The following is a 13,238-nucleotide window of genomic DNA, read 5'->3' on the forward strand; positions in this document are numbered from 1 at the left end:
CATGACATCGTTTAATACTGCTATCACCGAACGCACCAAGCTGGCGGTGCGTGATCTTGATTTTTATTACGGCACCTTCAAGGCCTTGCACGGTATCAATATGGATATCGCCGAAAACAAGGTAACTGCATTTATCGGGCCTTCGGGTTGTGGCAAATCTACCTTGTTGCGCACCTTTAACCGGATGTTCGAGCTGTATCCGGGGCAACGTGCCGAAGGCACGATCGAGTTCGACGGAGAAAATCTCCTCACTTCCCGGCTGGATATTGCCCTGATTCGTGCCAAGGTGGGGATGGTGTTTCAGAAGCCCACGCCGTTTCCCATGAGTATCTACGACAACATCGCTTTTGGTGTGCGCCTGTTCGAACGCCTCAGCAAAGGCGAAATGGACGAGCGCGTCGAATGGGCACTCACCAAGGCGGCCTTGTGGGACGAGGTAAAAGACAAGCTGGGGCAAAGCGGCAACGGGCTCTCTGGTGGCCAGCAGCAGCGCCTGTGCATTGCACGGGGCGTGGCTATCAAACCCGAAGTCCTGTTGCTTGATGAACCTTGTTCGGCGCTGGATCCCATCTCTACCGCCAAAATCGAAGAGTTGATCGCCGAACTCAAGGATGATTACACGGTAGTGATCGTTACCCACAACATGCAGCAGGCAGCGCGCTGCTCTGATTACACCGCCTATATGTATCTGGGCGAGCTCATGGAGTTTGGCCCCACCGACCAGATCTTTGTGAAGCCGGCGCGCAAGGAAACCGAAGATTACATTACCGGTCGCTTTGGGTAGGCATAGCCGAAGCCCAGGCACTGGCGGGTGCTGCTGATCAGAACCCGCTGTGCGGGTATTCACCTGGGGTTCATGATTGCCCCGCTATGCTGCAGGCATGTGAATCATCAAGGGGCTTCGCGTGTTACGCAAATTTCTTCTCGGCTTTTCGCTGTTGGCCATGCTGGTGGGCGGGGGCTTTGCCCTGGATGCCGCCCAGGCGCACGATCATGATCGTGCCCGTGCCGAGCAGCTTCAGGCCATGGGTAAGGTATTGCCACTTCAAAAGATTCTGGATATGGTGGCAGCTGAATATCCCGGTCAGGTGCTCAAGGTCGAGTTTGAGGAAGAAGACGGCAAGGATCTGGAGCTGGATTGCCAAAATGATGAGGCATGCCCGAGCCAATGGATCTACGAGCTCAAGATCCTGCAGGATAATAGCCGGGTGATCAAACTGAAAATCGATGCCCACACCGGCAAGATCCTTTTGGTAGGGCAGCGCAACCCACATTACAAGAGGGATCGTTCATGAGGCTTCTGGTGGCTGAGGATGAACCCGTGCTTGCTGCCCAGCTGACGTCCGCGCTGCAGTCTGCCGGATATGTGGTGGATGTGGCTGCGGATGGGCTGGATGTCGAGCATCAGGGCCTGTCGGAGCCCTACGATCTGGTGGTTCTGGATCTGGGCTTGCCTGGGCGCGACGGGTTATCCGTGTTGCGACGCTGGCGTGAAGCAGGCCGCGTGTTTCCGGTGCTGATTCTCACTGCCCGGGATCATTGGCACGACAAAGTAGACGGCATTGATGCCGGGGCGGACGACTATCTCACCAAGCCCTTTCATCTCGAAGAATTGCAGGCACGGGTGCGGGCTTTGTTGCGCCGGGCAGGCGGCCACGCGTCGGCTGATATCCGCTGTGGCCCCTTGCTCCTGGACACCCGGCAAGCCGGGATCAGTCTTGATGGCCAGCCGCTCGAGCTTACCGGACATGAGTATCGGGTGCTGGCCTATCTGATGATGCATCACGGAGAACTGGTGTCACGCAGCCAGTTGGTGGAACATATTTATGCCCAGGATTTCGACCGTGATTCCAACACCATCGAGGTATTCATCGCCCGCTTGCGGCGCAAAATCCCGCCCGAGCTGATTCAGACCGTACGCGGCCTGGGCTATCGTCTGGCAGCTGGCCCAGCATGAGACCACGCCTGCATGCACGATATCAGTCTTTGCGGGTAAGGCTGCTGGCTGCCTTGCTGGCATGGGTGTTGCTCAGTGTGCTGGCTGCCGGGTGGGGGATTCAGCAGCTCTTCCGGCAGCACATCATGGCGCAGCTGCAGTCCGAACTTAATATTTATCTGGATCAGCTCACAGCGGTTTTACAGGTAAATGCCGGCGGCCAGATCGCGCTCAGCTCCTTGCCGGGCGACCCCCGTTTCAATCAGCCCTATTCAGGCTTGTATTGGCAAGTTTCCGTGTCACAGGCTGATGGCAAAATCACACCGGTTCTGCGCTCGCGCTCTTTGTGGGATGCCGACTTGCCTCAGCAATACAGCGGCTTGCAGATGGGGCGGGATCTTGCCACCGAAGCGGTAGGCCCGTCGGGCCAGCAACTGCGTGTACGTGCCCGGTTATTGCAGCCAGCCGATGGGCCCTACGATGAGCTTCTGCTGATAGCAGGGGCCGACCAGCACCTGTGGGCCGAGCCCATTGACCGTTTTAACCGGATGCTGGCGCTGGCACTGGGCATTCTGGTGCTGGGTATGGCGATTGCCGCGTGGGCCCAGGTATCTTACGGGCTAAGCCCGTTGGTACGTCTGAGACGCCGCTTGCTGGATGTGCGAGAGGGCCGGGCCAGCCACATCGAAGGTGTGTTTCCCACAGAAGTTCAACCGCTGGTGCAGGATTTCAATGAGGTACTCGACCGTAATCAGCAGGCGCTGGATGGTGCCCGCCGGGAGGCCGGCAACCTGGCACACGCCCTGAAAACCCCGCTGGCCGTGTTGGCCAACGCTGCCAGGGCAAAAGACCCCGCTTTGCCAGAACTGGTTTCCGAGCAGGTTCAGGTGGCGCACCGCCAGGTGGATTACCACCTGGCACAGGCGCGTGCGGCCGCTGCGATTCGGGTACGGGGCTTAAGCAGCCCTGTGGCGCCCTTGCTGCAAGGCCTGGTGCGGGTGATGCAACGGGTTCATGCCGACCGGGCCCTGCAATATGATCTGTCTGGTGTGGATGAATCGCTGGCGTTTCGGGGAGAATCCCAAGATTTTGAGGAGATGCTGGGCAACGTGCTGGATAACGCGGGTAAATGGGCCCGGCGCAGGGTACAGGTCAGTGCCCGAAAGCACGAGAACATGCTTGAAATCAAGGTAGAAGACGATGGCCCTGGCTTACGCGCCGATCGCACTGAAGCCGTATTTGAACGTGGTCAGCGAGCCGATGAACGCAGGCCGGGCTCTGGTCTGGGGTTGTCGATTGTGAGGGATCTTGCCCAGTTGTATGGGGGCCGGGCCTATATGGAAACAGGCACCCTGGGAGGTGCCTGTGTCGTGATTTGCCTGCCGGCTGTCGGGTAGTAACCGCTTGCCGGCGGATTTTCCTGGCGGGGCTTAGTTGTAGCGGCCGTTGCGGCCACCCAGGCTGTAAGCGCCTGCGCCCAGCAAGGCCACTGCGATACCGCTAAAGAAGTACATGCCCTGAAGCTCGAGTGCCCAGCCACCACTCTTGCCCAGTGCAAGTGCGTCGGCCGAGTGCACCAGACCAAAGGCAAACAGCATGTTGATGGCGACGATCAGGCCTGCTGCACGCGTCCAGAGGCCAAGAACCAGTAGAACCGGGGCAAGGATTTCGCCAATATAGACGCCATAGGCGACAAAGCCGGGGATACCATGGGTTTGCAGCATGCCGGTGATCCAGCCTACGCCACCGCCCAGTTTTCCCAGGCCGTGCAACAGAATCAGGATACCCAGAGCCAGACGTAAAGTCAGTTTGCCGAGATCTTCAGTTGCTGTTGACGACATATGATGTCCTTTTAGTGATGGTCGGGGCGACATGATTCGAACATGCGACCCTCTGCTCCCAAAGCAGATGCGCTACCAGGCTGCGCTACGCCCCGACGTGTCAGGAACGCAAGATTCTACCACGAGCCACCAGGTTATTCGGTGACACGGCGTTTGAGCTCGGGCAGCGTATGAGCCCGATGCTGATAGGCCCATGATGGCCACAGCGCGTGCGCCAGTGCAATCTCTGCCAGGGCAGGGTCTTGCGGCAGGGGTGCATAGTGATCAGGCGCGGTGTAGCGGAAAAACAGTGCTTCCTGGTGTGGTTCCAGTACAACAAGTGTGTCTTCTTTCAGGTAGCCGTAGTGATCTTCATACTGCATCATGGCGCGCCCGCCAGTGCCGTCCTGGGTCAGGTCGTGGCCGATCATGGGATGGGCATCATCGATGCCAATCAGGGATAACAGGGTGGGTGGCAGGTCAATCTGGCTGATGATGCGGGGATCTTGCCGGGTCGGCACGCCTGCACCCAGGACCAGTGCCGGGATATGAAAGTGGCGCAAGGGGATGCGTTGTGCGCCACCCACCCGGGAATCATGGTCAGCCACAATCAAAAAGACAGTGTCTTCCCAGTAGGTGCTTTGCTGTGCCCGCTCAAAAAACTGGCCGATGGCCCAATCGGCATAGCGAACCGTATTTTGCACGGTGGCAGGGTCGCCCGCTACGGCGATGCGGCCGGCCGGGTACTCCCAGGGTGTGTGGTTGCTGACGGAAAACGCCAGATGCAGTGTGGGTTGGTCTGTATCGGTTGACAGCAGATCATGCAGTTTATTGAACATGTCTTCGTCGCTGGCACCCCAGGTACCGATAAATGCGGGTGACTCGAAGCTGGGCAGATCGTGCAGCTCGTCAAATCCATTGCCCAGAAAAAAGCTTTTCATGTTGTCAAAATGGGCTTCGCCCCCGTATATGAAACGGGAGCGATAACCGTGCTTGCGCAGCAGCTGGGCCAAGGTAAAGAAGTTGCTTTGTGCATTGGCCAGGCGCAATGCCGCATCAGACAAGGTGGGTGGAAACCCGGCCGTGACAGCTTCCAGGCCGCGTACCGAACGTGTGCCCGTGGCATATGCACGGGTGAAATTCCAGCCCTGGGCGGCAAGTTTGTCCAGGTTGGGGGTCAGGTTGGCACCGCCCAGATTGCCGACATATTGAGCCCCCAGGCTTTCCTGTACGATCAGCACCAGGTTTTTTGGCCGGGAGGGGTGCTGGCTGGCAGGTTGGTGGTGCAAGGTGGGCAAATCAGGCGGGCCGGGCGGGATGTTGGCCCACTGGCACACCAGGGCCTGCAGGCGGTCGTCGGGCAGGTTGCCATACACATCGGCTGCCGAGCGCTCATTTTTGATGGCGTACAGCGCAAACAAAACGTTGTAGAAAGAATTGAGTGGCAAGGTGTTAAGCAGGCTGTCGCCGCACCAGGCCACCGAGGCAGGGTTGATGGGGCGGTGCCCGAGGGTGCCCCGGATGGCCAGCACGATCAGTGCGCCAATCAGGAGGGTCAGGGCGATGCGCCAGGGCCAGGCCGGCAAAGTGTTTGGGGCGGCTGATGCCAATAGCGTATGACCCAGCCAGGCAGCCAGCGCCATGGCCAGTACGGCAGCTGCCAATACCGTCTTGTAGCCTTTCCAGAGCATCCCGAACACTTCTTTTGGATACTTCAGGTAATCAAGATACAGGCGGTTGGGGCGGCTGTCGTACTCGAGAATGAACTGTGGCGTGGAGATCTCCAACAGTACAAAGACTAGCCACACAAGCTGCAGCCAGAGACCGGTGACAAAAATCGCCATGGGCTGATCGGCCAGCCATGGGGCCAGCAAGGCCGGTACGCCCGCCCACATGGCGATCTGGTTGAGGTCGATGCGCAGCCCCCAGCGAAACACAATCCAGGGTGCCGGCCCGGCTGCCCGCAATCGCGGCCACACCCACAGAGCCAGCAGTGCGCGGCTGGCAGTTAAAAACACCAGCATTGCCAGGATGAAAATACCGATCTGCGTGAACATACTGTGTCCTGGAACAGGGGTCAGGGAACCAGCGCGATGCCGATACGGACTTGTGGGTCGCTTTTTTGCATATAGCCCAGCAGTGTTTCACCGTATCCCTGGAAGTACTGAAGATACAGGTACCCGTTCATGTGCAGAAACGTACGTTGAAGCGGCCAGGCAGCCTCGAGCTGGGTGGCGTGTCCCTCGCTGCCCTGCCGGTACAGGCCCGAGAGTGCGAGGCCATTGTCTTGCTCGTAGCGCATTTTCCAGTCGACATAGCCAAGGTAATCCTGATAGCCCATGTCGCGGTCTGTGACAAAGTATTGTTTGATGCGTGGCATGAAACTGATGCGGCTGCCGCTGCCGAGCCGGTAGCTGACTTCGGGTTGGATGTAGAAATCATTGAGCGACCGTGAATCCTCGCCCTCCTTGCCGTTGGATTTATGTTCCACCCCGGTGTTCAGGCCAAGGGTCCAGCGCTTGTCTGGGGAATCCCAAAGTGATTCGCGTGCCCAGAACAGACTGGGGTTATAGGTGGTATCCACGAAGGGGATGGAATCCGAGTGCAGATCCCACAGGGAGGTCTGGGTGTAGCCAAAGTACCAGTTGTCCATGAAACTGGGATGAGCGGGATCCGTGGGGCTGAAGGGGCGATACTTGAAACTGAACTGGAAGCGTGCATTGGCCCCGTCCTTGCTGCCCAGGGCGAAATACATGGGCTCGTAGGGAGAGAGCGCATTGCGGAAAGTCTCAAAGGGCGAAAGCGCTGCGGTTTCTTGCGTGGGTGCGGCGGTCAGCGGGCTTTCGGCAAGGCTTTCCCCGGCAGGCGTGGTTTTGGGAGAGAGGCCCGTGCCGCGTGCAATCGTGGTGCCGCCATCCCCCACCTGAAGCGCCAGCAAGGTGTTGTCTGCGCCATTTACCGTCAGTGTGATCAGGCCTTGTGCATCAGCCGGCACGGTACTTGTCCACACCATCTTGGTAAATGTATTGGCGGGCAGGTCGGCCGTATCGGCTGAGGTGCGTAGCTGAAACTGGGCAGGGGTGACATGGCCCTGGCTGTCCATCCACTGGCCGGCCAGTGCCGTGGGTATTGGGCTGGCCAGTGGGTTGCCGGTGTCATTAACCAGCAGGCCTTGAAGTTCGATTGCCGTGCCAGGTGCTGCCTGGGTGTTGCCCAGCCGCAGTACAAGCTCGGCGTGGCTGGCGGTGGGCAGACCGGACAGCAGGGCGGGCAAAAGCAAAAAACGCAATAAACGTGAAATGATCATGGGTCTAATTTGGGCAAACAATGCTCAAAACTGTAGCACTGCTGCGGTGCGGCTAACGTGTCGCGATCAGAAAGAGGCGGGGGATCGGTAACAAAACAGATCCGTCGGCCTGAGCGGGATAGGCCGGTACCAACGCCTGTTGGTATGCGTCCAGAAAAGCCGTTTGTTCGTCTGGCGATAACTGCGCCAGAAACGGCCGCAGGGCGCTGCCCTTGAACCATTGCACAATATCGGCCACGCCGCCCGGCAGCATGTGCCAATAGACGGTGCGCCAGATATCCACGCGTTGGCAGTGTGCGATCAGCAGGTTGTAATACCAGGGCACCGGATGCTGGGGAAACCGGGTGCTGCGTTCGTCGCCGATGCGGGCCGACCAGCGGGGGTCGGTGGCCACTTGCCGCATCAGGGTTTTGACGAGTTCTTGCTGGTTATCCGGCATCTGGATGGCCAGGCTGCCACCCGGGGCCAGCTGTGCAGCCAGCTGGGGAAATAATGCGGCATGGTCGGGTATCCACTGCAAGGAGGCATTGGCCAGGATCAGGTCGTAGGGCTGCCCGGGATCCCAGGTGGCGATGTCGGCCTGCTTGAAGCGGACATCAGGCAAGCGTTCGCGGGCGGCTGCCAGCATGTCTGCAGAAGAATCAACGCCGCAGATGGCCGCGTCCGGGTGGAGACGCTGCAGAATTTCGGTGGAGTTTCCAGGCCCGCAGCCCAGATCGGCTGCCCAGGCAACCTCACGGGGGGGTACCGCTGCCAGCAGATCCCTGACAGGGCGGGTGCGTTCGGATTCAAACAGGGCGTATTGCGCTGCCGACCAAGTCATGGGGAGGTGTCCTTGATAGTGTCGAAAACCCATCTACTGTCTATCGTCGGGGTGCTTCGACCGGAGTGAAGCAGCCCGGGCGCTGGCCCGCCCTGCAGGAGTCGAACCTGCGACCTACGGCTTAGAAGGCCGTTGCTCTATCCAGCTGAGCTAAGGGCGGTTAGAGATGCAGCTGACAGCCCGACAGGGCAGATGCATGTCCGTGAACCCTGAATTCTAACGTGCAATCGGCCAGCCGGCATTTGTGTGCCTATGGATTGGTACACCGCGGGCGGTATCATGATTCTTTTCCAGGCACTGGAGCCTTTTTCCCATGAATCCGCATTTGCCCGATGTTGCTGACCCTGCTTCCTGGCAGGAGCAAACCCTTGTATTGCATGGTGACGCTGCCTGTCACCATGATTCGGCCGTGGTGCCGCCGATCCATTACAGTGCCACTTTCCGGGCGGCATCGGCAGAAGCGTTTTCGGAGATGGCCACTTCGGTGCGGCCGGCCACCTTTTATACGCGTCACGGCAATCCCGTCAACAAGCACGTCGAGGCCATCCTGGCCAAGCTTGAGGGGACAGAAACCGCCTTGTTGACGGGCTCGGGGATGGGGGCAATCTGCACCACCATTCTCGCGCTGTTAAAGGCTGGAGACCACGTGGTGGCCCAGCAGCGTCACTATATGAGTACTTCCAAGCTGTTTTCAGAGGTGCTGACGCGCTATGGGGTTGAAGTCAGTTTCTTTGATCAGACCAATCCGGACAGCCTGAAGGCCGCCCTGCGGCCCAATACCCGGCTCGTCATGGTAGAGACGCCCGTCAACCCCAGCCTGTCGATTACTGATCTGGCAGTGGTGGCCTCGATCGCCCAGGCACATGGGGCGCTGACTGTCGCCGACAACACGTTTGCCTCACCGCTTAATCAGCGCCCGCACGATTTCGGTATCGACATCGTGGTGCACAGTGCCACCAAGTATCTCGGGGGGCACAGCGACATCATGGCTGGCGCCATCTGCTGCAGCGAAGCCCTGGCTGAAACCATCTGGAAAATGCATGTCACGCTGGGTGCAGTGCTGTCGCCCATGGATGCCTGGCTGTTGCTGCGCGGTTTGCGCACCTTGTCACTGCGCGTCGAGCGCATCAATGCCAATGCTCTGGCAGTGGCCCGTTGGCTGGAAGCCCGGCCCGAGGTCGAGGAAGTGCTCTATCCGGGGCTGGAGAGTCATCCGCAGCATGCGCTGGCCAGTCGGCAAATGAAAGGCTTTGGCGCGATTGTGGCGTACTCATTAAAAGGCGGTTATGCAGCCACCCAGCGCTTTGTGTCCGGGCTCAAGCTGGCTACGCAGGCAGTCAGTCTGGGCGGGGTCGAAACCCTGGCCGTGCATACGGCCTCGATGTGGGCCAGCTCGATGACCGAAGCCGATATGCAGGCAGCAGGCATCCAGCCCAATTTTGTGCGGATGTCGGTGGGGGTAGAACACATCGACGACCTGACGGCAGACCTTGCCCAGGCGTTGGCACAGGCCCAGAACCCGTAACGCAAGCAACGCCAGAGGCCAGACACTGCCCAAACGCTGGGTTTGAATCCAGTGTCTGGGCAGCTGTCAACGCAAGGTTCAGGACAAACCGGCTTTGTCCAGACCAAACTGTTTGTCGGCTGAGCCCGGCTCTGCCTGGAAGCCTACTCCCAGGCGGTTCCAGCCGTTGATGGCGACGATCAGAAAGGATAGGTCTGCGAGCTCTTTTTCGGAGAGTTGTGCGCGTACCCGCTGGTAAAGCGCTTCGGGGACGCCATGCGCAGGCAGTTGCGTCAGGGCTTCTGTCCACTCGAAGATGGCTTTTTCCTTGGCATCAAACAAGGGCGACTCGCGCCAGACGGCGACGTGGTGCAGACGCAGCTCGCGCTCGCCCGCCAGCTTGCCTTCTTTGACGTGCATGTCGACGCAAAATGCGCAGCCATTGATTTGTGAGGCGCGTAGCGTGACCAGATGGCCGATCTTGGCCAGAAATGGGTTCTGGTGCAGGGTTTGGCTGAATTCAGCGAACTTTTTTGCCGCCTCAGGCGAGGCCTGATAGTAGTTAAGACGTCGAGACATAGTGTGGATCCGATAAGCTCAGTAAACAACCTGTTTATTCTGCACCATTTTGGTACTGTTTGCAGCTTACAGATAGGGGCTGGCCAACCAGATCAGGCGGTTGCGCAACTGCTTTGCAAAGGGGATGGCCTTGAGCGAATCCAGTGTGACGGCTTCTGAGTCGGCGATGATTGTGTCGATTTTGCCCGCAATTTGCTGTGCCAGAACCTGATCGTAGATTTCCATGTCCAGCTCGAAGTTTAGTCGCAGGCTGCGGGGATCAAGATTGGACGAGCCCACATATGACCACCCATCGTCGATAGTGAGCAATTTGGAGTGGTCGAACGTGCCTCTGGACCGCCATACGCGGCAGCCTGCCGCAATCACCTGATTCAGCTGCGAGGTCATGGCGTAGTTGACCAGGCGCAAGTTGTTGCGCCCGGGGATGACGATATCCACATGAACGCCACGGCGCGCTGCGGTATTGAGCGCACCCATCAGGGTTTGATCAGGCAGAAAGTACGGTGACTGAATGCGCACATTGTGTTGTGCCACTGCCAATGCGCCCAGCAGCACATTATGTGTGGCGGCAATAAAGCGATCGGGGCTGGAGCGCACGCAGCGTGCGGGCACTTGCGGCAGGGGTGTGCTGGTTGAACTTTGACACCAGTCTTCGATCAGCAGCCGTTCGCGGGTGGTGAATTCCCAATCGTTGGCAAACACGGCAAACAGCTGGGTGGCCACGGGGCCTTCTACCTGAAAATGAGTGTCGCGCGCGGCATGGCGGCCGGTTAAGGATTGCATGAATCCCTCGCGGATATTCATGCCGCCCACAAATCCGATGTGGCCATCGACAAACAGTACTTTGCGGTGGCTGCGCAGATTGGCGTATGGCATGCGCAGGCCCAATACATGAGACATGAAAAGCTCGGTACGGATGCCATCGCGGCGCAGCAAGTGCACGATGGGGGGGTGAGAGTATTTGGACCCCACTGCGTCGATCAGGACACGAATAGTGACACCACGCTCGTGGGCCCGGCGCAGGGCCTGGGCAAATTGCAGGCCGATACGATCGTGGTCGAAAATATAGCTTTGCAGGGCGATGCAATGGCTGGCCGAATCGATGGCTTGCAACATGGCCGGGTAAGCTTCGTCACCGCTGTCCAGCAAGGTAATGTGGTTGCCATCGTGCAGGGGAAACCGGCTGATGCGGTCGCATAACACTTTCAGCGATGAAAACTGTGGCCCTGCCAGGGTGCGGATATCGCGCACCGACTCTCTGGCGTGGTTGACGTAGTCTTTGATCAGGCGGCTGCGTTGCGTGGATAGCTGATCGTGGCGGATCCGGTTGATGCCTGCCACCAGATAGAGAAATGGCCCCAATAATGGCGACATCAGGATCACGCCTACCCAGGCAATGGCAGCGCGGACATCGCTTTTGTTCATGGCGGCGTGGATGGCCGCAAAGGCCCCCACGAATAACGATAATGTGGCCACCAGGTGGGGCCAGTAGGCGGAGAGGAATTCGGTGATTGCCAGCATGACCTGCTATCTATGTGCCAGAGTGGGGTGGGCCGCTGTCAGGGTTCGGTGCCCGGGCGCTGGCTGAGCGTATCCAGCCAATCGGGGTTGGGGGGGCCTTCTGCCGCGGGCTGCTGGTTTCGGGAGTTGGCGCGCCAGACCCCGCCGCCAATACCCGGCAAAGGCTGTGTGCGATACCAGAACCAGCGGCCATCGGCATCCTGGGCAGCCCAGTTCCAGCCATCGGGCGCGGCAGACCAATCGGGCAAGACAGGAGAGTGGGGGGTGTTCATGAGCATTGGCCACCAAAAAAGAAGGGCTGGGCGCAGGCGCCCGGCGACCCTGGTCGGTTTCTGGTGGCCGTATGGCTTATGACGTGGTCACCAGATTCTCACGAATCTTGTCATATCCCAGATTGAAAAGAAAGCCGTACGGTAAATAGAACAGGACAAAGCCGATATCGAGGATCAGTGCCTGCAAATAAGAAATATCCAGCCACCAGGCAACAAACGGGATGGCAATCAGGATCAGGCCGGCTTCGAACCCGCAGGCATGCCCCACGCGCACCCAGTAGCTGCGCTCGAACCCCCAGCGGGCCTGCAGTCGGTCAAAGAGCCAGTTATAGAGCATGTTCCAGGCCACTGCGATGGTGGCGATCACGGCTGTGAGGATGCCCATGCTAAGGACGGGCCGTTGGGTAATCCATGCCGCCAGTGGCGCGGATATGCCAATGGCAAGGATCTCGAACGTCAGGGCATGAAAGATGCGTTCGGAGAGTGGCCGATGATGGATCTGCATGAGGGAAAGGTGCTTTGGGCGGTGTCGTCATCGCGTTAAAGCATCGCAGGCAGGGTCGTCCCTGGCTGGCCCCAGAAAACGGGGATTTTATGGGGTGACCGATGGGGCTCGAACCCACGACAACCGGAATCACAATCCGGGACTCTACCAACTGAGCTACGGTCACCGCCGAGAGAACGAAGATTCTAGCATGCTTGAAAAGCTTTTGCAGCGCCAGGCAGGCCTCTTGATCCGCACAGGATTTTGGGTCATGTTATGGGCTGTGGACCTGGTGGTTCAAATGTGTACCCGCCGGGACTCTTCCCTTAAAAGGAAACGCTTATGGCTATCGCCCAGATTTTTGTGGTTCACCCAGACAATCCTCAGTCCAGATTGCTGCAGCAGGCAGCCGATCTTCTCTCTCAGGGCGGGCTGGTGGCAGTGCCGACGGATTCCAGCTATGCGGTGGTGGCGCGCCTGGATGACAAGGCCGCCGCCGAAAGCCTGCGCCGCCTGCGTGGCCTGGATGATCGACATCACCTTACTGTTTTATGCCGCGATCTCGCCGAGATCAGTCACTTCGCAAAAATCGAAAACTCTCACTATCGTCTTCTCAAAATGGCCACTCCCGGCCCCTGGACGTTCATCCTCGAGGCCACCAAAGAAGTACCACGTCGCGTCTCACATCCCTCGCGCAAAACCATCGGCATCCGCGTACCTGATCACCGTGTGGCGCGTGCGCTCATCGATGCAGTGGGTTCGCCCTTGCTGTCCACCACCCTGATCCCCCAGGGCGAAGCCTTGCCGCTGAACGACGCCCAGGATATTTTGGCGCGCTACCAGCACGATCTTGCCGCAGTTGTGGATGGTGGTGCATGTCCTTTCGACCCCACCACCGTGATTGACCTTACCCAGGAGGCGCCGCAAGTGGTACGGGTAGGGCGCGGAGATCCCGCCACCCTGGGGCTGCTATAAGACTGCGTCATCTGCAA

At 58.9% G+C, this 13,238-nt stretch carries 14 protein-coding genes and 3 tRNA genes; 6 read left to right on the plus strand and 11 right to left on the minus strand.

All coding sequences use genetic code 11. The features are described 5' to 3' along the window. The first annotated feature begins 1 nt into the window (after position 1). The 4 genes from pstB to ABS758_RS08770 all read left to right on the plus strand — a co-directional run bounded on the left by pstB (position 2) and on the right by ABS758_RS08770 (position 3,333). Positions 2 to 784 (plus strand): phosphate ABC transporter ATP-binding protein PstB, encoded by a 783-nt coding sequence (gene pstB / locus ABS758_RS08755; protein WP_350382202.1) that lies wholly within the window; start codon positions 2 to 4, stop codon positions 782 to 784. 121 nt (positions 785 to 905) lie between these two features. Further along, complete coding sequence (locus ABS758_RS08760) at positions 906 to 1,295, plus strand: PepSY domain-containing protein (RefSeq protein ID WP_350382200.1); 390 nt, start codon at positions 906 to 908, stop codon at positions 1,293 to 1,295. Continuing rightward, positions 1,292 to 1,957, plus strand: coding sequence for a response regulator (locus tag ABS758_RS08765; protein WP_350382198.1), 666 nt, complete (start codon positions 1,292 to 1,294; stop codon positions 1,955 to 1,957). The genes ABS758_RS08760 and ABS758_RS08765 overlap by 4 nt, the downstream gene beginning before the upstream one ends. Further along, the gene (locus ABS758_RS08770) at positions 1,954 to 3,333 is read left to right on the plus strand and encodes a sensor histidine kinase (RefSeq protein ID WP_350382197.1); all 1,380 of its coding nucleotides are present in this window, start codon (positions 1,954 to 1,956) and stop codon (positions 3,331 to 3,333) included. The genes ABS758_RS08765 and ABS758_RS08770 overlap by 4 nt, the downstream gene beginning before the upstream one ends. A gap of 33 nt (positions 3,334 to 3,366) precedes the next feature. On the opposite strand, the gene ABS758_RS08775 is transcribed toward ABS758_RS08770, so the two are convergent. The 6 genes from ABS758_RS08775 to ABS758_RS08800 all read right to left on the minus strand — a co-directional run bounded on the left by ABS758_RS08775 (position 3,367) and on the right by ABS758_RS08800 (position 8,046). Continuing rightward, positions 3,367 to 3,777, minus strand: a complete 411-nt coding sequence (locus tag ABS758_RS08775) for a DoxX family protein (protein ID WP_350382196.1) — start codon at positions 3,775 to 3,777, stop codon at positions 3,367 to 3,369. A gap of 18 nt (positions 3,778 to 3,795) precedes the next feature. Next, positions 3,796 to 3,872 (minus strand) — tRNA-Pro (locus ABS758_RS08780). Between the two features lie 39 nt (positions 3,873 to 3,911). After that, the gene (locus tag ABS758_RS08785; protein ID WP_350382195.1) at positions 3,912 to 5,813 is read right to left on the minus strand and encodes an LTA synthase family protein; all 1,902 of its coding nucleotides are present in this window, start codon (positions 5,811 to 5,813) and stop codon (positions 3,912 to 3,914) included. 20 nt (positions 5,814 to 5,833) lie between these two features. Next, a complete protein-coding gene (locus tag ABS758_RS08790; RefSeq protein ID WP_350382194.1) occupies positions 5,834 to 7,063 on the minus strand; it encodes a phospholipase A in 1,230 nt (409 codons plus the stop codon). Between the two features lie 52 nt (positions 7,064 to 7,115). After that, a complete protein-coding gene (tam, locus tag ABS758_RS08795; protein ID WP_350382192.1) occupies positions 7,116 to 7,886 on the minus strand; it encodes a trans-aconitate 2-methyltransferase in 771 nt (256 codons plus the stop codon). A gap of 83 nt (positions 7,887 to 7,969) precedes the next feature. Further along, positions 7,970 to 8,046: transfer RNA gene (locus tag ABS758_RS08800), tRNA-Arg, on the minus strand. A 153-nt stretch (positions 8,047 to 8,199) separates the two neighbouring features. Between ABS758_RS08800 and ABS758_RS08805 the strand changes: the two genes are divergently transcribed. Beyond that, positions 8,200 to 9,411: a trans-sulfuration enzyme family protein gene (locus ABS758_RS08805; RefSeq protein ID WP_350382191.1), complete on the plus strand. Its 1,212-nt coding sequence runs from the start codon at positions 8,200 to 8,202 to the stop codon at positions 9,409 to 9,411. Between the two features lie 78 nt (positions 9,412 to 9,489). On the opposite strand, the gene ABS758_RS08810 is transcribed toward ABS758_RS08805, so the two are convergent. The 5 genes from ABS758_RS08810 to ABS758_RS08830 form a co-directional block, all read right to left on the minus strand. Next, a complete protein-coding gene (locus ABS758_RS08810; RefSeq protein ID WP_350382189.1) occupies positions 9,490 to 9,969 on the minus strand; it encodes a carboxymuconolactone decarboxylase family protein in 480 nt (159 codons plus the stop codon). 66 nt (positions 9,970 to 10,035) lie between these two features. Then, positions 10,036 to 11,490 carry a cardiolipin synthase gene (gene cls / locus ABS758_RS08815; RefSeq protein WP_350382188.1) on the minus strand — a complete coding sequence of 485 codons (1,455 nt, stop codon included), beginning with the start codon at positions 11,488 to 11,490 and terminating at the stop codon, positions 10,036 to 10,038. Positions 11,491 to 11,528: 38 nt separating this feature from the next. Beyond that, positions 11,529 to 11,762, minus strand: a complete 234-nt coding sequence (locus ABS758_RS08820) for a hypothetical protein (protein ID WP_350382186.1) — start codon at positions 11,760 to 11,762, stop codon at positions 11,529 to 11,531. Positions 11,763 to 11,838: 76 nt separating this feature from the next. Beyond that, a complete protein-coding gene (locus ABS758_RS08825) occupies positions 11,839 to 12,267 on the minus strand; it encodes a multidrug/biocide efflux PACE transporter (protein ID WP_350382184.1) in 429 nt (142 codons plus the stop codon). Between the two features lie 90 nt (positions 12,268 to 12,357). Then, a tRNA-His gene (locus ABS758_RS08830) sits at positions 12,358 to 12,433 on the minus strand. Positions 12,434 to 12,588: 155 nt separating this feature from the next. Here ABS758_RS08830 and ABS758_RS08835 point away from each other — a divergent pair. Next, positions 12,589 to 13,221 carry an L-threonylcarbamoyladenylate synthase gene (locus tag ABS758_RS08835; RefSeq protein ID WP_417276052.1) on the plus strand — a complete coding sequence of 211 codons (633 nt, stop codon included), beginning with the start codon at positions 12,589 to 12,591 and terminating at the stop codon, positions 13,219 to 13,221. The last annotated feature ends 17 nt before the right edge of the window (positions 13,222 to 13,238 follow it).

This window comes from Castellaniella sp. FW104-7C03 (assembly GCF_040276085.1).
Lineage (GTDB): Bacteria > Pseudomonadota > Gammaproteobacteria > Burkholderiales > Burkholderiaceae_B > Castellaniella.